Genomic DNA, 18,149 nt, shown 5'->3' on the forward strand with positions numbered 1-18,149 from the left:
GAAGGGGATTGGGGAGTAGGTGATGAAAAGCATAAATTCAGGAGGATATTATGTACTTGCCGTGACGTGGCTCGAATATCAGTGAAAACTCCTGCTGATAATTTCAGCAGGAGTTTTTTTATTATAGGAGGAAAGATATATTGTTCGTCAAATTATTCCGTATTATGGAAATGTATGCCTAGGTAAAATTTGACTATTTTGATAAAATAGTGTCGTGCAATCAATTACTTTTAATAAAATTACGATATCCGCAATATTAAATATCGGAAAGATTCGCCATAGAGACATGCCTAGAATTTACTGAAATTGTATATCTCAACAGTGAGCTGGTAGAGAAGTAGAACTGATTTCAGCTGAGGGAGGAATTTGGATTATGGAGAATTTAAAAAATACAATAAATTGGGATCGCGAACACATATTGAAGGTTAATAGATCTATTTCTACATATGATGTTAAGGATGAGATTGTGGAGGAGGAGGTAAGGAAACAAATAGAACCATGGTTGTCAGCGATTTTTCAAAGTGAACATCTGTCTGTTTTACTGGGCGCAGGGTTAACGACTGCAGTTACTTCCATAGCATCCCTACCCTCTCAAGGGATGTGGAGGATTGATTTTGATGGAGCATATAAAGAACGTATAAAGACTTACGCAGATAATAAGGCTACTAAAAGCGATAGAGGCAAAGCTAACTTGGAAGATGATTTGAGAACTGCCTTTGAATTATTAGCTGGTTTGCAAATCGCCGACCATGAAGTGGATGCCCTGCAACTAAAGACAAGTATAGAGACAGCATTATCTGAATTTATTTCAGCAATCTTAAAAACTGAGGAACAATTTAAAAAAGCACTGGAAGCCGACTTTCAAAAATTTGATATAGAGATGATATTTGATGTGGAGTACGGGAGTAAGGCAGAACAAGAAAAACTAGATTATCAAAAGAAGGCGGAAGAAGCGTTAAGCTATCTAAAGTCATTCCTTACAAGTTTCGCAAGTCGGACTGCCAGCAGAGATCGCCTTAACATCTTCACTACGAATTACGATCGATTTATTGAGTACGCATGTGATATGGCAGGTATATTATTGTTGGATCGCTTTATAGGGAAAATTTCTCCGATTATGCGTTCGACTAAACTTGAATTAGATTATCACTACAATCCACCAGGTATTAGAGGAGAACCTCGCTATGTTGAAGGCGTAGCACGATTAACAAAAATGCATGGTTCAATCGACTGGAAGTTTCGTGGAAAAAAGATTGTAAGAGAACCATTACAATTTGGAGCTTCAAGCTTTATGAATGAATCAACAGAAGCTGTAGTTATTTACCCTAACTCTTCTAAGGATATTGAAACTGATTTTTTTCCATATGCGGACATGTTTCGAGATTTTTCTGCAGCGCTTTGTCGCCCTAACTCTGCACTTGTTGTTTATGGCTACAGTTTTGGTGATTCCCATATAAATCGGATCATTGAGGACATGTTAACACTCCCTTCAACTCACTTAGTTATCATTGCATATGAAGATAGCGCGAAGCGGATAAAACGTTTCTATGAAAAGCATAACCCTGCGCAGATTACTTTATTAATTGGAAGCCATTTTAGTGATTTAAAGAACCTGGTTGATTGTTATCTGCCAAAAGCTGCAATAGACAAGATTTCTGTAAAAGCGCATGAATTGAAGGAACGTCGAGGAGATAAAGAACCTCAAAACAAAAGTGGAGAAGGTAGATTTGATGAATGGGATTCCTGATTTTGATTATCTCCGAGATCTCACAATTGGTACTGTCGAATTTGTCAGTCCATCAACAATTAGAGTGAAATTAGAATTCAATACACCAGTAAACACAGCTTTTAATGCTGGTTTTCCAGTATCTTTTCCTAAAATAAACGGATTTGTACTTGTTCCTAATGAAGTCGGGGCTATAGTCGGAATGATATCTTGGATTGGCGTTGAAAATTCGCTTTATCCCAAAAGAACAGGATTAAAAGATTTTGATTTAATCGACCTTCCATTTCCCCAAAGGAAAATGCAAGTTAATTTACTTGGAACTTTAAAAACAAAACGAGATGGAACTTTTGAATTCGAACGAGGTGTCTATCAATTTCCTTCTGTTGGGGATGCTGTTTCTATTCCTACAAATGAGGAAATGCAGGCTATTGTTGAAAATAGAGAAAGGAACGCGAATGTTATTATTGGCACAGCCCCAATAGCAGGCAATGTTCCCGTTAAGATAAACCCAGATACATTATTTGGTAGACATGTTGCTGTTTTAGGGAACACAGGGAGCGGAAAATCCTGCTCAGTGGCTGGATTGGTTCGTTGGTCAATTGAGACTGCTAAAATCAACAATAAAAAATCAGGGGCACTAAATGCGCGTTTTATTGTTTTTGATCCAAATGGAGAATACTCTAAAACTTTTGATACTTTAGGGGAACCAAGGAAGTTTAGGGTAAATATAGGTGAGGATTTGATTCATGAAAGTACTCAACTTCAAGTACCTGCCTGGATGTGGAATAGCTATGAATGGAGTTCGATTGCACAAGCCAGTGGAAAAATGCAACGACCAATACTAAGGCGTGCATTGAGAGAATTGCGAAATGGCGGTACTATTTCAAATGATATCTTCAAAGCAAGAATAGATTTGACGAGCTACCATTTAGCGCTTAAAACTCATGTTGCCAGAGGCTATGATATTTTGTCCGATAAGAATGAGCGTACAGCATTCGGGAAAAGGCTTGTTATGTTTAAGGGTGATTTTGAGCATATGATAACTCTATATGATCACCTTTCTGAGGTTGTTGCTGGACTAGGGAAAATTCTTCGAATGATTGAGGACATAATTAATAAGTATTCTAAGTCATTTGTTAGAGATGAGGAAACGATACAATATTTTGAGAGTATCTCGAGGGCTGACTTTGACAATTTAGTTGCAAATATGCAGGAAGTCCTAGATTCATGGGGAGGTGAGGTGGAATATGAAGGACCTAATGAGGATACGCCAGTTGAGTTTGATCTCGATCAATTAACCGCCCAAATTGCTCAAATATCTAAAGAACAAAACGCCATACAGTATGTAGACTATTTAATTATGCGTATTCAAACAATGATAGCTGACATTAAAATGTCTTCTATTATTAATAACAAGAGCGAAATGACTTTATCTGAATGGTTAGAGACATATATTGGGGATGGTCAAGGAAGCGGAGCCGTGGTCATTGACTTATCACTTGTCCCATCAGAAATAATACATCTAATCGTTGCTGTAATGTCACGGATTATTTTTGAGTCTTTACAACGATATCGAAGGAAAAATGGAAAACCGTTGCCAACAGTCATGGTATTAGAAGAAGCTCATCATTTTCTCAGTCGGTATGTACAAAATTCGGAAGAATTATCGCCAGCATCTATGTGCACGCAGACTTTCGAGAGAATTGCCCGCGAAGGGAGAAAGTTTGGCCTTGGACTAATGATATCTTCTCAGAGACCATCTGAGTTATCTCCAACAGTATTGTCACAATGCAATACCTTCCTGTTGCACCGTATAGTAAACGATCGTGATCAAGAATTAGTCAAACGTTTGGTTCCTGATAATTTGGGAGAAATGCTAAGTGAACTGCCTGTACTTCCAACAGGAAAGGCTTTATTGATTGGGGCAGCATCTTCAATTCCGATTCTAGTTGAAATGAAACAATTAAAAGAGGAAGAACGGCCGCATTCCTCTGATCCTGATTTTTGGGATGTGTGGACAAGGAAAGTGGAACGAGAAGTCGACTGGAAAGCCATAGCCAGAGAATGGCAGGTTGAATAACAAAAAGTAAATTGCAAAATCTGTAAAGCGACGTTAGAACTTTGCTTTTAAAACAAAAATTGACTTGAGGAGGGCAGAAGGATGGAGAGTAAAAGAAAAATTACTGATGAAGAATTAGGGGAAATTGAAGGACTTGTCAATAAGGCAATTATGGCGATTAATAAAGAAGCTGCTGTTCCATTTATTAGACGCTTAGAATTTATGACAGAAACATTAAGCATACAAGCTCCACAGAAAAATATTTTTGCTGAACTTGTTGCATACACAAAAGCAGCTTCGGGACAAGTGAAGGAAAAGGAGCACTGGATTAGCGCAGTCAACCAAAGTCTTTATAAGTTGAATTGTAAGTGATTTGGTAGGCGGAGCCAAGCTCGAAGTAGGGTGAGTTAGTGTCAAGAGTGAATGTTGATTAGTCGAAGAAAATTACGTTATTCAACATAATTTTCAATTCTTTGGTTTCTTGTTCTGCAAGAAGGAGGTCTTATGCTAGAAAAAATAACAATAAGTAATTTTGGTCCGAACTTCTTGCCATTGCATAAAATTCACCCCGTCCTTAAGAATAATTCCTCTCTAAAAAATTATGTCATGTTATGTAAAATAATAGAGTCAGAAAAGGTCAATTACAAAAAAATAAGAACCCAACAAGGTTAGTGAAGTGCTCCCTGTCAAGTAGACAGTGTAAAAAAAACAAAAATCATTGGTTCCCTTAGCTCAATTAAACAGAGCTGAGGTTTTTTTCTATTATCTTCATACAATTTGTTTCCGATATTCGTTAGGAGACAAGCCATTTAAACGCTCTATATAGCGATAATTGTTGTAGTAACGGATATAATTTCTCACGTCTTCGAGGACGTCCTCATAGGTATCGTGTTTCGTGAGATAATAGCTTTCTGCCTTAAATGTATTCCAAAATCGTTCAATAGGTTGGTTATCCAGACATCGGCTTACACGAGACATACTTTTATTAAATTTGTATTTATCTTGAAGTCGCCTGTAGTTATGTGAGCTATATTGGAAGCTCTATCGCTATGGAGAAGTGGAGTCACCCCTGAATTCCGCCGATAAGCCTTCTTCATCGTATCCATGACGAGTTTATTGTTGTTGGAGGGGCTTAACACCCATGAAACGATAGAGTTATCGTATACATCAAGAATTGCACTCAGGTAGGCTTTACGGCCATTCCCATACTTAAATTCTGTAACGTCTGTGCACCACTTCGTATTAGGAGCATCTGCTTGAAAATCACGGTTCATTACATTTTCAGCTACATGGATCTCAGAGGCTTTCACGTAGCTCGGACGTTTCCTGCGAATGACCGCTTTTAATCCAAGAGCACACATGATTCGATAATAACGCTTTTTGTTGTAATTCTTTTTAAGTTTTCGGTTTAATTGCGTGCGAATTTGACGGTATCCGAGCGCTCCCTTTCGCTTGTCATAGCGAAGTTTCACTTCCTTAGCGAGCGAAAGATTTTCAAGTTCTCGGATGGATGGCTTGAAACAAGTCTGCATGGCGAACAAGGGTTAGCGTGTATTTCGTCGCCGGATCTCTGCCAACTTTTTCGCGAGGGCATTCTCCATTTCCAGGTATTCATTCCGCGCTTCAAGTTCTTTGATCCGAAGCTTGAGTCGTTCATGATCGTCTAGCTCCTCTGCAGGCTTATTACGGACCCGATTATCCTTAAGCGCTTCCTCACCGCCAGATTTATATTTACGAACCCATGCATACACCTGTGGATAAGAAACATCATATTTTTCCATGGATCTCTGATAATCTAAATCATTGGCGATTGTATATTGTGCAATTTCATTACGTTCTTCAAGAGTGGTTCTACGTCCCTTGTTCCTACGAGAGATAGTCCTTTCCTTTACGAGTAGGTTTCCTTTCTTTCCCACTAGTATACTTGGAGATCCATCCCGTCAAAACACTTTTATCCGAAATATGATACTTTTTTGTTGCCTCTCGTATGGAATGATTTCCGGATAGAACATCCATGATTGCTGCAAGCCTCAGATCCTTTGAGTATACTTTGCACTTTCTAGATACCTTTAACCCTTCATAGCCATCTGCTTTATACTTCCTTATCCAATCTGTGACTGTGAGCCTATCTACCCCCAGCTGTTTTACTTCATAACCTGGGTTTGTTTCATTCTGAAGGCATCGCTTTACTACACGTAACTTAACCTCTAAAGAAATTGGACTCCTTTTGGACATCATAAAAACTCCCATCATTGTAGAAGTTTTTGTTTTTTCTACTGTCTACTATGATGGGAGCTTATCATAGCGCCAGAGGTGGGTTCTTTTCCGGTTAGACTTTAAGAAGGGATAAACCCCTTCAAGCCAATTGTTTCGGCCGGGTGTTGGAGCACTCAGCTTCTTTAAATTTATACTAATATTACTGGGGAATTAAGTAAACCTGGGTTGTCTGCCCCAGGCTCAAGAATACTTTGTGCAACAATCATTATTCTATCCGTCTCGGATAGAGTCGACCTTCTTATATTTGTTTTATTTTCTTTTTCTTCTGGCTTTTCTTTTGAGCACAATTTGGCTTCAGGCTACTGGTCGGTTTTATGACTTCTTGTTTTTTTTCGTCGATTAAACTTAGGGCTTTTTCTATCGCAATAAGATGCTTACTCATCGGTTCTTGTACATAAAGCTTGGAACAGAAGTCAAAGAAAACAACTATAATTATTGCAGTCATCAGAATTATAGTAAATACCAAAATTGGTATTAATAGTTTTGTAGGTAATGAGTTTGCAAATAAAGCAAGCGAAGCAATTAGCAAGGAGAACAGCGATACCATGACTGTCATATAGTTTACTAAATGCTTACTTTCATTTTGAACCTGTGATTTTAATCGGATTTCGAAAACAAGGTCTAGAAGTTCTGACTTTTCAAAATTTATAGCATAGTAATCTAACAAAGATTGGGTACTCTTTGATAATTGAAAACCTCCATTTTGAAAGGCTGATGGGGGAGTATATGTTTTTTTGAATCTTTTATATGGTTTCTTTAACTCATTTCGGACCCAAGAAATTCTTGAGAATAACGAAAGACTTGAGGAAGCTGCTATAAGCAACAAAGCTATTGCAACGCATGAAATTGGTATGATGGCGTTCATTTATAGTCACCTCAAAATAATTAATAATATTAATCCTAAACGTTTTAACTTTTAAAAGGTTCCATTATTTTAAGAGCAAAGAAACGACGCCATTAAAAATATTTCTACTATAATCTTCAAATCTCTCTCCTTTTTGGAATTTTATATATCCCCGCAAAGCTTTTAAAGCGGCAATAACTAGCCCTTAGTTTTTGATTTTAAGTTGTAGTCATCGAAGGATTAAAAGTTCAAATAGAAAATAAGCAAAAAGCACAAAGAAAGAACATCCGCCAATCAGCTCAATTTTGTGCATAATCAGGAAAATTCAGGATGTGTATAAAGATTTATTTTATATCCTCCGAATTGAAAAATAGGGATAATATGTAAATAAATCCATGGAAAAGGTCGATATATAGACAATTAAAGCATCTGAATAAAAAAATAGTCAGCGGGTGAGGAAGGTATGTCTCTATCGACAGTCAGTTACGAGCAGCTGCAGATTCAGCCATTCGAGATTCGGATCCACAAGGTTGCATTACATATGACCGTTCACGATCATGGGAAGCTTAGTTTCGCCGGAGTGATTCCGGAAGAAAAGGAAGAGCAATATGTGCGCATGGCGGATGAGAGCACTCCGGTTGAGCTGTTCTATATGGATGAGCAGGGGAAAAAGCAGCGATTATTTCACGGTGTCATTCTGAATCTCCAGGTGAGAGTAGAAAATCAGGTGTATTGGCTTGAGGCGGAAGCGGTGTCCCATTCGCATGTCATGGATCTCCGACGAGAAACACGCTCTTACCAGAATGCGGCGTTACTGATCCCGGACGTCATGCAGAAGATTGCCAGCCTCTATCCGGACGGACAGACGCTTAATACGTTTGCGGAGAAAAAAAAGCTCGGCGGCTACACCCTGCAATACCAGGAGACCGATTGGGAATTTCTGAAGCGGCTTGCATCCCACTACCATACGGTTCTAGTTCCTGTATCAACGGAAGAACGCATTCGAATATATCTGGGTATGCCGGAGCACCGGAATGCAGGCAAACTGGAAGCTACCCATTATCGCATGTATAAGGACCTGCTGGCGTATCAGGAAGAAGCGAAGGCGGGAGGAAGCGATCTCAGTGAACAGGATTATATCCGGTATGAGGTACAGGTCCGTGACCGGGTGCTCCAGCTTGGGGACCAGGTTCAGTTCAAAGGGCATTCGCTGCACGTCTTCGAGGTCCGAACGGAGATGCAGCAGGGGCCTGCTTACACATCATTACATTCTGGGCCATAAGAAGTCTGCGTATCGGCGCAAGCGATACAATTCCCGGCTTGTCGGCGCATCCATCTCCGGCAATATTATGGGCGTTGTGAGGGACGAGGTTCAGGTTCATCTGGATTGCGATCAGGAGTGGAGCCTGGCGACGGCGCACCTTTTTCCTTATTCCACGATGTATGCTTCGGATGACCAGACCGGATGGTACTGCATGCCTGAAAAAGGAGACAGCATCCGTCTCTATTTTCCCAATGAAAAGGAAGCCGAAGGCATCGCACTTAGCTCCGTTCGCAAAAAATTACCCGAAGAGGCACAATCGGCGCCTGCTTCCCATCCCGCAGGTTCTTCTAACGGCCAGGCAGGAGGAAGTACCATCACGACGGTCGTGCAGCAGGAGCAGCTGCAGCCGATCGTAACGTATGACAAGGACCTGAAGGAAGACCTTATGGCGAATCCCAATACCAAGTTTTTGCTTACGCCGACGGGGCAGAAGATCACCTTTGAAGAGGACAAAATCACGATTACCGGTGCTACTGGGGGAGCTACACTGACTCTGACCAGTGCGGGGACCATTATCCTGAATTGCGAGAACAAAATCACTCTTCAGGCTAGCAAGCAGATCGAGATGGTATCGGAGTCAGTTTCTCTGCTTGCCAACCAGATTGACATGTCCACCAAGGACGGCAACGGGGGGCTGACGATTGATCAGGGACAGGTTGTTATTAAGGGGATCGAGATATTAATGAACCAGTAGGAACACGGGGGATGGAATGATGCACCATATGGAGCTGTGGCAGCAGTTTCTGGAGCAGGAAGTGCTGCCGCTTCGCAATGCGAAAATACACGAGCTGCATAACTATTATCTGGCACATAAAAGAGAGATTTTAGAGGGAATTGTCTCATTGTTCGATGCCTTCTGCAATCAGGTAAAGCAGCAGCAGGAGCGGGGGGAGCTTCAGGCATGCAGCACGCTGCACGTGTCCCTGATGCGGACCAGATTGAAACAGGGGGATCCCGCCTACATGCTGCATGCGAGCGACAGGAACAGCGAGGGCGATGCGGCATCCACCGGATTTTTGTATGATGCGGGCTGGATCTATCGTTATATGGATCAATGGCTTGAGGAATGCGAGAACGCCCGTAGGAGATATATGAATCGGATTGACCGGGCAGTGTTTGAGACCTGGCAGACCGGGCAACTGTATCCTTTTCACGTCTATATGGTTCATGCTGTCCGATATGCTATGGATGTTATTCGAGAGCTGGATTCATTCAAGGGCATCGGCAAGGATCTGCAATTTGAAGTCCGCGTGGGTGAGTATCGGGATCATGAGGTGACCGAATCGGTATTCCGGATCAATGGAATCCAGCGAAGCCCTGTCACCTGCAAAGGATGGCTGGAGAGCCGGCTGCCTGATGAATACATCTATGAACACATTGCAGGAGTGAATCTGATGCAAGGGGACTATAGGGGGCTAAATTTCAATTACGCCCGATTCGAAAAAGCCGTATTAACAGGCAGCCGTATGGAGGGGGCAAGTCTGCTTGGAACCCGATTTGAACAGTGTCGATGCGAGCATGTCGATTATGGAAAAACATTGTTGTATGATACGGACTTTCGCGGATGCGACTTGACCGGAGCAAGGTTCGACGGAGCATTGGGCGGGCGTGATGCGTTCGTGGAGACGCATGGTCTATTATTCGGCATGAACGGCGTTCAGTTCCAGGGAGCGAATCTGAGCCAAGCAAGCTTTAGATATGCAAAAATAGCCGGCGATTTTACGGGAGCGGATTTGGAGCACGCGGATTTCACAGGAGCCGATTTAACAGGCAGCCGGATGCTTGCGCAAGACCGATTTCGGGTAAAGTTGACCTCTGAGCAGCGGGCTGCAGTGGAATGGGTGGAGGCATAGGAGGATTCATGAAGGAAAAACGGGAGACGGAATACTATGTGATTGAATACGACAGAAGACTTCCAGTGAACGGAGGCAGTTTGCAATGGCCGGAGCGCATGCTTCAGGGCTACGAATATGCTGCAGATGAAGAGATTGTCTATGTAAAGCAGGGCAAGCCTTTTGCCTTCCCCAGTATTCTGGAGCACCCTCCTTTGCTGCTGCTTGGCGAAGAACTGTCCAAAGTCATTTTGAAAGCCGCCCCTGATACTCCCCGCAAAAGGGTCGCAGTCATGGACCTGGAGCAACAAAGGCATTCTTTCTATGACTGGGTGGATCTGCCGAAGGCGATTTGCACAAGTCCTGAACGGGCTTTGATCCAGGGGGGACAAATTATGGGGTTAGGGGCCGATCTTGGCGGGCTTACAAAGGCCCCGATATTTAGCATTTCCTATTCTCCCGCCCAACTGGTGGTTGTCCGTCTCGACATTGCTGAAGGTCTGTTGAGAGCGGGCATATATGGACTGACTGTAAGACCAATTCAGATCATCGAAGGAGAAATGTAGATGGGAGTTACAGATACGATTTTATCCAAAGATACGCTGAACAAGCTGCTTTCCTCTCCATGGAGGAGCGAAGATACATATGTAACAGCAGGAGCCTATATGCACTGTTCATTCGGAACCCATGAAGAGGTGTTGAACAAGCTGGAGCCGAACGGGGTGTACATTAACGGGAAACCGATGCTGACGGTGGAGGATTGCGTACCTTCGACTTCAGAGCCGGGGACGATCTGCGGTATTCCCTATCAGAAAATGGGAAAGGAAATCGACGGGAACTTCTATTCCTTCGGTTTTTGCCGGAGTGAGCTGCATCCGATGAAACAGGCTGAACGTATAGCCGGTCCGAAATCCGATCCGTCGTATATCATTGATCCGGATCCAACGGAGCCGACTTTTGGGCAAGCCATTTATCCGTGTTCGCCGCAAATCATGCCTACGGTATCGGCATCGCCTCCTGCGACAGCTCCTTTCGCAGCCCAGGCGGGAGCTCAACAGGGCGCTTTAAGCATTATACCTGTGTTGGGCTCCTTGCTCGGTGCTTTAGCCGAAGCGAAGCTGCAGTGGACTAACGGTAGTCCCAATGTATCCATTCAGGGAGTACCTGCGCTCACCAGCAAGTCCTGCCTGTTCTGTACGTGTGGCGGGCAGATACGATTGTTGACCAATGGCATGGACCCGGCTCCCCCGGAGTTCGCCGCCAGGTAACAGCCCAGGGGGGAGATGAAGATCATGAAAGTGAGCTACCAAGGGGATGGATACGAGCTGCAGTGGCCTTACAAGATCAAGGACCTATGCAGCTTCCGGGTTGAGCGGACTTTTAATGCACATACGAGATGTGTCATTACAGCCCGGATGAGTGAAGAGGAGGCTGAACAGTGCCTTCTTCACAGCAGCTTTAACGACAGCCTGGTCCTGCAGAAGAGAACGGAGTCCAGACCCGAGAGTTGGTTCGCCGGGGGAATCACCAAGGTGGATATCCAGATGGAAGATGGGATTCCTCTGGTGGAAATCCATGCGCTCTCACGGTCTTATATCATGGATATGAAGCCGAAGAGCCGGTCGTACCAGAACAAACATCTTACCTACACCGATGCAATTCGGCAGCTCGCCAGGGACTACCCCGGAGGGGATGCCCAGAACATGGCAACCAGTGACGAGGCCTCCATTGGTGCGCTGCTGATCCAATATGAAGAGACGGATTGGCAGTTCCTGAAGCGGTTGGCTTCCCGCGTGGGCACCGTTATTTTACCGGATGTCGCAATGGATGCTCCCCGCGTATACTTCGGCGTTCCGGATTTTTCCTGGGGTAAGGAATTGCATGCCCGTCGTTACACAGTGATAAAGGATCGGGCGATCTATCAGGAGCTCAAGGCCCATGCGGAGGACGAGGATGCGAAGAAGCTGGTCGAAGCCGACTTTGTAAGCTATCGGGTAACCAGTGAGCAGTATTTTCAGGTCGGGGATGACGTATCGTTCAGGAACCAGATATGGGTGGTCTCCGAGTCTGTAATCAGCTATGCCTCCGGCGGATTATTGCAATACGAGTATCTGCTGGTCCAGCGCCAGAGCTTGCGGCGCAAATACCGCCGGAATGATCAGCTTCAGGGCAGGTCTTTGGAAGGACGCGTAGTCAAAAGGGCCAACAATATGGTGAAAGTGCATCTGGACATTGATGTTCAGCATGACGAGCAGGGCAATTGGTGGTTCCCGTATTCGGGGGAAGGCAACAATATTTTTCACTGCTTGCCGGATGAAGGGGCCCGAATTAAGGTCTACTTCCCCAGCGGTACGGAAAAGCAAGCAATTGCCATTAACTCCGTTCGTGGCGGCGGCGAGGAGATGAAGAGCCGGACCGTATTCCAGAAGCCCACGACAAAAGTGTTCGAAATGCCGGGCGAGGCCAGGATGCAGCTTGGCGACGACGGGGTATTGTTCGAGAAGGGAACCGTAAGCCTGCATTTGGATGGAGGGAATATTACCCTGAATGCCAGCGAGGATTTGCTCGTTGTTGCGAGCAGCCGGATTGAAGCGGGCAGTGGAAACGAGCAGGGCATTCTGGAAAGCTTCCGCATTCGAGCCGAGCAGCAGATCGTGCTTCAGACCAATACCGACCAGTACGTTGTGCTTAACGGAAATCGGGTTGGGATTCAGAGCACAAAGGTTGATTTCCAGAAGGTCGAAGTGGACTTTATGGATCTGCTGACAGAGAAAGAGCTGGAAGAATTGTATGTGGATATGCTGGCTCAGGGCGAGATAATGAAACAGGAGATTGATTTGTCGTTACAATTAATGACGGCAGTTCAGTTAACGGATAAACAACGAGCCGACATTCGCAGCAAGGTTGCCGAGGAGGCAAAGAACGATCCCGGTCTAGCAGATCAGGCACGGAACTGGATGAGCAGCAAATCGCCGGACGAACAAAAGACGCTCTACCAGCAAAAATACGTGAATCAACCAGCTGTCGAGCCTGAGAAGAAGAGCAAAAAGGAGAAGCAAGCGGAACTGGAAAAGGAGCAGCAGGCCTATGACCAGATGGATCGGGATCGAACAGCCATCTATGAATGGCAGCAGCGCTCCAAGCAAGTCATGGAACAAGGGAGAACTGAAGGCAAGTCGCAGGCCGAAATTCGGGCGATGATGCCGGCTGCTCCGGTATTGGGCGGCCAGGGCTCATCCCATCAGAGGACTTCGAGCGGGAAACCTGGACTGATCGAACGTTTTGTAGAAGCGACCGGTATTGGGAATGCGCTGCAGAAGCTCAGCCCTTGGCTCGAACAAATGGAGCTCGAATATGTCATTCCGCAAAAACCGGATTATCTTAGTAAGCAAACCCAAAAAACGGTATACTTATCCCGATACACGTATCAGGAACTTATTATTGACCCACAAATGCTGGTTGCCGAGTTTAACATTATCTTTGGCGTAGTGGCGATCATTGCTGCGATCCCGACGGAGGGAGCCTCCCTGTATTTACTGGCCGCAGCCGATGCGGCACTCGGAGCGTCCATGATTATCGTGAACATGGAGAAGCTGTCGGATCTAAAGAACGGGGACGCGTATACCAATCCGAAACTTCTGGGAATGGACCAGAAGATGCTGGACCAATTGGGAACCGCTCTAATGGTGGTGAACCTGTCCATGTTGGCCAAGCACGGGCTGAATAAGGCAGCGGACAAGCTGGTGAACAGCAAGACGATGTCGGCGTTGGATGATACATGGGCGGCGTGGAAGAGGCAGGTGGAGCATGATCTGGCTACGGCGAGGGTTAAGGGGACGGCTGAGGGGATAGGTAATCTAGCTAAAAACATTGACCCATGGCAGGATAATTTTGGTTTACCTAGCGATGGATTTGGACAATTGCTTAAAGATCTACCAAAGTGGGATCCAATGCGCACCAATTTTGCCCGAATGTTGAGAGAAGTTCGAGCATCGGGAGGAACTATAAGAAAAGCCGATATGGGAGGAACATATGCTGTGTTTGGAGGTAATTCTATTGAAGAAGGAGTTTGGTTTCGATGGAATCCCGAAAAACTTAGAATTGTTGATATGCTCGAGGAAATTAATCATTGGAAGCAGTATAAAAATGGCTTGCAAAAGGCAGGTTATTCTCCAGAGGCATTGGAGTTAATGGCTAAACGAGCCATCATTAATAACTATCCGTTAGATATTAGTTTAAAGAAAGAGTTGTTAAACGATATTAAAAGGGTACTAAATGGTGAATATGTACAATGATTGTTTAACTGGGAGGATAATATGTCATTTATATTAATAGAACATGAAAAAAGACCAATAAAATTAAGAGGGAAAAAAGTAATACCCTCAACAATATCAGTCTTTAACAAGGATACATTAGAGGACGGCGAATATGTTGGTGTTAGGAGTCATCAACGAGTAATTTTAATAAATCATGGTGGGTCATTAATCGCTGCTCCTGAATTAAGGGATGTATATAAAATAAGTAATATGATTCCAGCAACATTAAATGAAGAAGCTGTTCAAATTGAATGTGATGAGATTTTTGTAAAAATTAATGATTTGTCGAAGGTAAAAAGATACTCATTTAAAGAATATACTGTTACAGATATTTGGAAGGATACATTTAGTTTATATTGGATTCCTTGCTCGTTTTCTGTAGAAAACACAATAGGGTATGGTTGGTTGAGGGTATCTACAAAAGAGATTATACTCACAGAAGGTTTTATACCTATGCAGTCTAATAATATTCAGGTTAATTTGTTACTGTCTTTCGAAGGCTCTAAAAGCGAAGTTACATTAAATAATTTAGAGGAGATAGACTTTTAACAATTTGAGTTTGTTAAAGTTTTAATTACTTGATAAGTACACTTGATAAACTTTCAAAGGCTTATTCCAACTTGTACAATGAGGAGGAATAGGCTTTTTTCACGCCTTCAAAACGGTATACTTATCCCGATATACATTCCAGGTCCTGATTATAGACCCACAAATGCTGGTTGCCGAGTTTAACATTATCTTTGGCGTAGTAGCAATCATTGCTGCGATCCCGACGGAAGGAGCCTCCCTGTATTTACTGGCTGCAGCCGATGCGAAATCAATCCCTTTAGTACTAGAGGTATCATCTGAGACCAAAGAAATAATCTCCGATAAAATCGATATGAAGGAAATCATGTTATATAAGAATGGAAGGGAAACTTTTGGCTCATTCATTGTCTCTACTCTAAGCCTTCCTAAATATACCTTTACAATTTCAGAAAAAAACCCTAAGTATATGATTATAGATGTTGCTGAGCATGATGAATCAGAGTTATTGTCTGGAGAATATGAAATTAAAATTTCAATTATAGTTTACGTACCGCTTGATGATGGGGGATATTCTAGAAAAGATTTAACTGCTATAAAACACATAACTATTCATTAAATAAAACTAGGACTCTGTGACATGAATCCTACTAGAAGTTGTGATAACAAGCTTCTCAACAATGAACATTTCGTTTGGTGAAGTGCTCACCTTCGGGGTTTTCCTGTTGGCGTTGCTAACTTACATCGATAAACGAAAGTAACCCACTCTAAGGTTGGAGCCTAAGTGGGTTACTTTTTGATCTGAACATGATCCTGGAGGGTAATCCACTCAAGATGTTTGTACTGAGGAGTAGCCTGGCCCTGCTGCTCCTTATTTAATTTTATCTTAGCATACGGTTGAATACACCTCAAGTTATGTGAATTGAGGGCGCTAAAGCAAAAAAAGGCCACTTCAAAGTGAAGTGGTCTCAGAGTGTCGAGAAACCCGGTGACTCGGGTTTCTCTTTTTTCGTTACACATATTTAACTGGCGAAAAATCGGGAGATTGCACACCCAATATTGAAATGACAATGATTTACACGATTCGTGGGTATGATGAACTTAAAAAGACAGTCGAATCCTCAGCTGGATTTAAATTACATGCTTGGGCAGCGTATGCTGTACCATTATTACAACATTATATTTTCGATGATGAAGACCCAGACCAAGAGGAGGAATAAGCTTTTTTCGCCCCAAAAACAGTATACTGTCCCGATACAAATTCCAAAATCTTATTTCATAAAACTATATAAGTTGAACCAATGATTTGCACGAATGAAGGCAGCCCGGCTGAAATGTTCTTTCGATCGCTGTTGCTCTCAGATTTCTATGATTTGAACCTATCTATGGCAGAAATCCGCTCACAAAGCGTATGCTCACGATGCCAGCTTTCCTACGGAAAGCTTTTAGGCGAACGCAGTATACGCTTCCGAAGCAGCTTTTTTCCAAAAAGCTTTCAGCTTCTCCAGAATCATTTCCTCCTCTTGCCTATCCTTAGCCTTTTCTTTAGTTCAACTTATATAGAATAATTTTATGAGGTCTTAAGGGGTGGACCCAAATATGAATGCGGTGAAAGTTCAAGGGCAGTTATCCGAGCTTTCGGCTGACTTATTCACATCATCCCGTTTTAGTGCACATCCTTTAATGCCTCGCCCGAGTCGTTCGTTACGCTGCTTCTTTTTTTTGAAAAACTCATTTATTACATCTCATGTTGCTTCAGTCCGCCATCCTAAATTTTGAACGTAAGGAATTTGTAATGAATGGATAAGAAAAAAGAAATTTTTATTGTATAGGATTAAAAATATAAAGAAGAGTGAAAGGGGGATTCACGTTTGCCGGGACAGAATGGCGCTTGTTAGAACAATCATTATGAAGATGATTGCGAATTCCATGTTGCCCTTTTGTTAGTGCGTTGATAGCTGTGTAGTTAGTACGGAACAACAAACAACCACCCATAAAATATGAATAGAGGAGTGGAATGTCTTATGAAAACACGCAGTCAAACTACATTTGCAAGTTTAGCCCTTTTAATAGCTGGAAGTTCCCTGTTATACACAACTCCAACCCCAATTGTAAAAGCAGAGCCCCCTCAAAATGTATCTAGTTCGTTACAAAAAAGTATTCAACGGGATCGTACTTCCGTCAAGCAAGCAATGCGGGATACATTGCAACTTGGATACCCGGGGATACTTGCTAAAACTTCTGAGAGTGGAAAAACATGGAGCTATGCCGTTGGGATAGCGGATCTGAGAACCAAGAAACCAATGCAAACAGATTTTCGCTTTCGCATTGGCAGCGTGACGAAGACGTTCACCGCAACAGTTCTACTTCAATTAGCTGGAGAGAACCGCCTGAATCTAGACGATTCCATTGAAAAATGGTTGCCCGGTGTCATTCAAGGAAACGGATATGATGGTAACCAGATTACGATCCGGCAGATATTGAACCATACAAGTGGCATCGCTGAATACTCAAGGTCAAAGGACTTTAATCTTATGGACACAAAAAAAACGTATATGGCTGATGAATTAGTAAAGATGGGGATTTCTCTGCCCCCAGACTTTACCCCAGGAAAGGGCTGGTCTTATTCAAACACAGGGTACGTATTACTGGGTATCCTTATTGAAAAAGTAACCGGGAACAGCTATGCGGAAGAGATTGAAGATCGGATTATTGAACCGCTTGAATTGTCGAATACATTCCTACCTGGCAATTCAACCATTATTCCAGGCACCAAGCATCCCCGTGGATATATCCAACTAGACGGAGAAAGCGAGCTAAAAGACGTTACATATTATAACCCAAGTATGGGTCTCTCGGCTGGAGAGATGATTTCTACTGCTGACGACTTAAACAAATTTTTTTCTTACTTGCTCGGTGGCAAATTACTAAAAGAACAGCAACTAAAACAAATGCTTACTACAGTTCCTACAGGAATAGAAGGAATCGATGGATATGGTCTTGGAATCTATGAAACTAAACTTCCAAACGGTGACAAGATATGGGGGCATACAGGTGGCATACCAGGATTTGATACTTTTGCTGGAGGTACGCATGGAGGTAAGCATACGTTGGCCGTCAGTTTGAACAGAATGGGTAAAGTTAGCAGTTCAGATCTTTTTAAAAATATTTTACTTGCTGAATTTAGCAATTAGGCAAAGAGAAAAAACGGATAAATTATGTCATTGTCATTATCTAAGGAGGCAA

General features: G+C 43.0%; 17 protein-coding genes. 12 read left to right on the top strand and 5 right to left on the bottom strand.

The genetic code is table 11. The annotated features are described in order from the left end of the window. Positions 1-373 precede the first annotated feature (373 nt). From RJP21_RS27325 to RJP21_RS27335, 3 genes are all read left to right on the top strand, one after another. Positions 374-1,747, top strand: a complete 1,374-nt coding sequence (locus RJP21_RS27325) for an SIR2 family protein (protein ID WP_310862083.1) — start codon at positions 374-376, stop codon at positions 1,745-1,747. Beyond that, entirely contained in the window at positions 1,731-3,806 is a 2,076-nt protein-coding gene (locus RJP21_RS27330) for an ATP-binding protein (RefSeq protein WP_310862084.1), read from the top strand. The genes RJP21_RS27325 and RJP21_RS27330 overlap by 17 nt, the downstream gene beginning before the upstream one ends. A gap of 81 nt (positions 3,807-3,887) precedes the next feature. Continuing rightward, a complete protein-coding gene (locus RJP21_RS27335) occupies positions 3,888-4,157 on the top strand; it encodes a hypothetical protein (RefSeq protein WP_310862085.1) in 270 nt (89 codons plus the stop codon). 396 nt (positions 4,158-4,553) lie between these two features. Here the strand turns inward: RJP21_RS27335 and RJP21_RS31350 are convergent, their stop codons facing one another. From RJP21_RS31350 to RJP21_RS27345, 5 genes are all read right to left on the bottom strand, one after another. After that, positions 4,554-4,763 (bottom strand): IS3 family transposase, encoded by a 210-nt coding sequence (locus RJP21_RS31350; RefSeq protein WP_397386293.1) that lies wholly within the window; start codon positions 4,761-4,763, stop codon positions 4,554-4,556. Then, positions 4,751-5,317 carry a DDE-type integrase/transposase/recombinase gene (locus RJP21_RS31355; RefSeq protein ID WP_397386296.1) on the bottom strand — a complete coding sequence of 189 codons (567 nt, stop codon included), beginning with the start codon at positions 5,315-5,317 and terminating at the stop codon, positions 4,751-4,753. The genes RJP21_RS31350 and RJP21_RS31355 overlap by 13 nt, the downstream gene beginning before the upstream one ends. 12 nt (positions 5,318-5,329) lie before the next feature. After that, a complete protein-coding gene (locus RJP21_RS27340; protein ID WP_310862086.1) occupies positions 5,330-5,701 on the bottom strand; it encodes a helix-turn-helix domain-containing protein in 372 nt (123 codons plus the stop codon). Continuing rightward, on the bottom strand, positions 5,652-6,038 hold the full coding sequence (locus RJP21_RS31360; protein WP_397386294.1) for a helix-turn-helix domain-containing protein: 387 nt from the start codon (positions 6,036-6,038) through the stop codon (positions 5,652-5,654). Before RJP21_RS31360 ends, RJP21_RS27340 begins: the two co-directional genes overlap by 50 nt. A 262-nt stretch (positions 6,039-6,300) precedes the next feature. After that, positions 6,301-6,927, bottom strand: a complete 627-nt coding sequence (locus RJP21_RS27345) for a hypothetical protein (protein WP_310862087.1) — start codon at positions 6,925-6,927, stop codon at positions 6,301-6,303. Positions 6,928-7,369: 442 nt separating this feature from the next. Between RJP21_RS27345 and RJP21_RS27350 the strand changes: the two genes are divergently transcribed. From RJP21_RS27350 to RJP21_RS27390, 9 genes are all read left to right on the top strand, one after another. Further along, entirely contained in the window at positions 7,370-8,188 is an 819-nt protein-coding gene (locus RJP21_RS27350; RefSeq protein WP_310862088.1) for a contractile injection system protein, VgrG/Pvc8 family, read from the top strand. 67 nt (positions 8,189-8,255) lie between these two features. Then, positions 8,256-8,924: a hypothetical protein gene (locus RJP21_RS27355; RefSeq protein ID WP_310862089.1), complete on the top strand. Its 669-nt coding sequence runs from the start codon at positions 8,256-8,258 to the stop codon at positions 8,922-8,924. Between the two features lie 16 nt (positions 8,925-8,940). Next, positions 8,941-10,083, top strand: coding sequence for a pentapeptide repeat-containing protein (locus tag RJP21_RS27360; RefSeq protein WP_310862090.1), 1,143 nt, complete (start codon positions 8,941-8,943; stop codon positions 10,081-10,083). 8 nt (positions 10,084-10,091) lie between these two features. Beyond that, positions 10,092-10,628, top strand: coding sequence for a hypothetical protein (locus tag RJP21_RS27365; RefSeq protein ID WP_310862091.1), 537 nt, complete (start codon positions 10,092-10,094; stop codon positions 10,626-10,628). Beyond that, a complete protein-coding gene (locus tag RJP21_RS27370) occupies positions 10,629-11,330 on the top strand; it encodes a DUF4280 domain-containing protein (protein ID WP_310862092.1) in 702 nt (233 codons plus the stop codon). Positions 11,331-11,354: 24 nt separating this feature from the next. Next, complete coding sequence (locus tag RJP21_RS27375; RefSeq protein WP_310862093.1) at positions 11,355-14,357, top strand: hypothetical protein; 3,003 nt, start codon at positions 11,355-11,357, stop codon at positions 14,355-14,357. A gap of 21 nt (positions 14,358-14,378) precedes the next feature. Continuing rightward, entirely contained in the window at positions 14,379-14,927 is a 549-nt protein-coding gene (locus tag RJP21_RS27380) for a hypothetical protein (RefSeq protein WP_310862094.1), read from the top strand. Between the two features lie 163 nt (positions 14,928-15,090). Beyond that, positions 15,091-15,522: a hypothetical protein gene (locus tag RJP21_RS27385; RefSeq protein WP_310862095.1), complete on the top strand. Its 432-nt coding sequence runs from the start codon at positions 15,091-15,093 to the stop codon at positions 15,520-15,522. A gap of 1,405 nt (positions 15,523-16,927) precedes the next feature. After that, on the top strand, positions 16,928-18,097 hold the full coding sequence (locus RJP21_RS27390; protein ID WP_310862096.1) for a serine hydrolase domain-containing protein: 1,170 nt from the start codon (positions 16,928-16,930) through the stop codon (positions 18,095-18,097). Positions 18,098-18,149: the final 52 nt, after the last annotated feature.

Source organism: Paenibacillus sp. VCA1 (assembly GCF_031583795.1).
GTDB classification, from domain to species: domain Bacteria; phylum Bacillota; class Bacilli; order Paenibacillales; family Paenibacillaceae; genus Paenibacillus_AQ; species Paenibacillus_AQ albilobatus.

Excerpts from the sequence above, each read along its gene's own strand:
- RJP21_RS27350 (WP_310862088.1), top strand. The coding sequence starts at position 7,370 with ATGTCTCTATCGACAGTCAGTTACGAGCAGCTGCAGATTCAGCCATTC.
- RJP21_RS27385 (WP_310862095.1), top strand. The coding sequence starts at position 15,091 with ATGCTGGTTGCCGAGTTTAACATTATCTTTGGCGTAGTAGCAATCATT.
- RJP21_RS31360 (WP_397386294.1), bottom strand. The coding sequence starts at position 6,038 with ATGATGGGAGTTTTTATGATGTCCAAAAGGAGTCCAATTTCTTTAGAG.
- RJP21_RS27355 (WP_310862089.1), top strand. The coding sequence starts at position 8,256 with ATGGGCGTTGTGAGGGACGAGGTTCAGGTTCATCTGGATTGCGATCAG.
- RJP21_RS27325 (WP_310862083.1), top strand. The coding sequence starts at position 374 with ATGGAGAATTTAAAAAATACAATAAATTGGGATCGCGAACACATATTG.
- RJP21_RS31355 (WP_397386296.1), bottom strand. The coding sequence starts at position 5,317 with ATGCAGACTTGTTTCAAGCCATCCATCCGAGAACTTGAAAATCTTTCG.
- RJP21_RS31350 (WP_397386293.1), bottom strand. The coding sequence starts at position 4,763 with ATGTCTCGTGTAAGCCGATGTCTGGATAACCAACCTATTGAACGATTT.
- RJP21_RS27345 (WP_310862087.1), bottom strand. The coding sequence starts at position 6,927 with ATGAACGCCATCATACCAATTTCATGCGTTGCAATAGCTTTGTTGCTT.
- RJP21_RS27370 (WP_310862092.1), top strand. The coding sequence starts at position 10,629 with ATGGGAGTTACAGATACGATTTTATCCAAAGATACGCTGAACAAGCTG.
- RJP21_RS27365 (WP_310862091.1), top strand. The coding sequence starts at position 10,092 with ATGAAGGAAAAACGGGAGACGGAATACTATGTGATTGAATACGACAGA.
- RJP21_RS27360 (WP_310862090.1), top strand. The coding sequence starts at position 8,941 with ATGATGCACCATATGGAGCTGTGGCAGCAGTTTCTGGAGCAGGAAGTG.
- RJP21_RS27335 (WP_310862085.1), top strand. The coding sequence starts at position 3,888 with ATGGAGAGTAAAAGAAAAATTACTGATGAAGAATTAGGGGAAATTGAA.
- RJP21_RS27380 (WP_310862094.1), top strand. The coding sequence starts at position 14,379 with ATGTCATTTATATTAATAGAACATGAAAAAAGACCAATAAAATTAAGA.
- RJP21_RS27390 (WP_310862096.1), top strand. The coding sequence starts at position 16,928 with ATGAAAACACGCAGTCAAACTACATTTGCAAGTTTAGCCCTTTTAATA.
- RJP21_RS27330 (WP_310862084.1), top strand. The coding sequence starts at position 1,731 with ATGAATGGGATTCCTGATTTTGATTATCTCCGAGATCTCACAATTGGT.
- RJP21_RS27375 (WP_310862093.1), top strand. The coding sequence starts at position 11,355 with ATGAAAGTGAGCTACCAAGGGGATGGATACGAGCTGCAGTGGCCTTAC.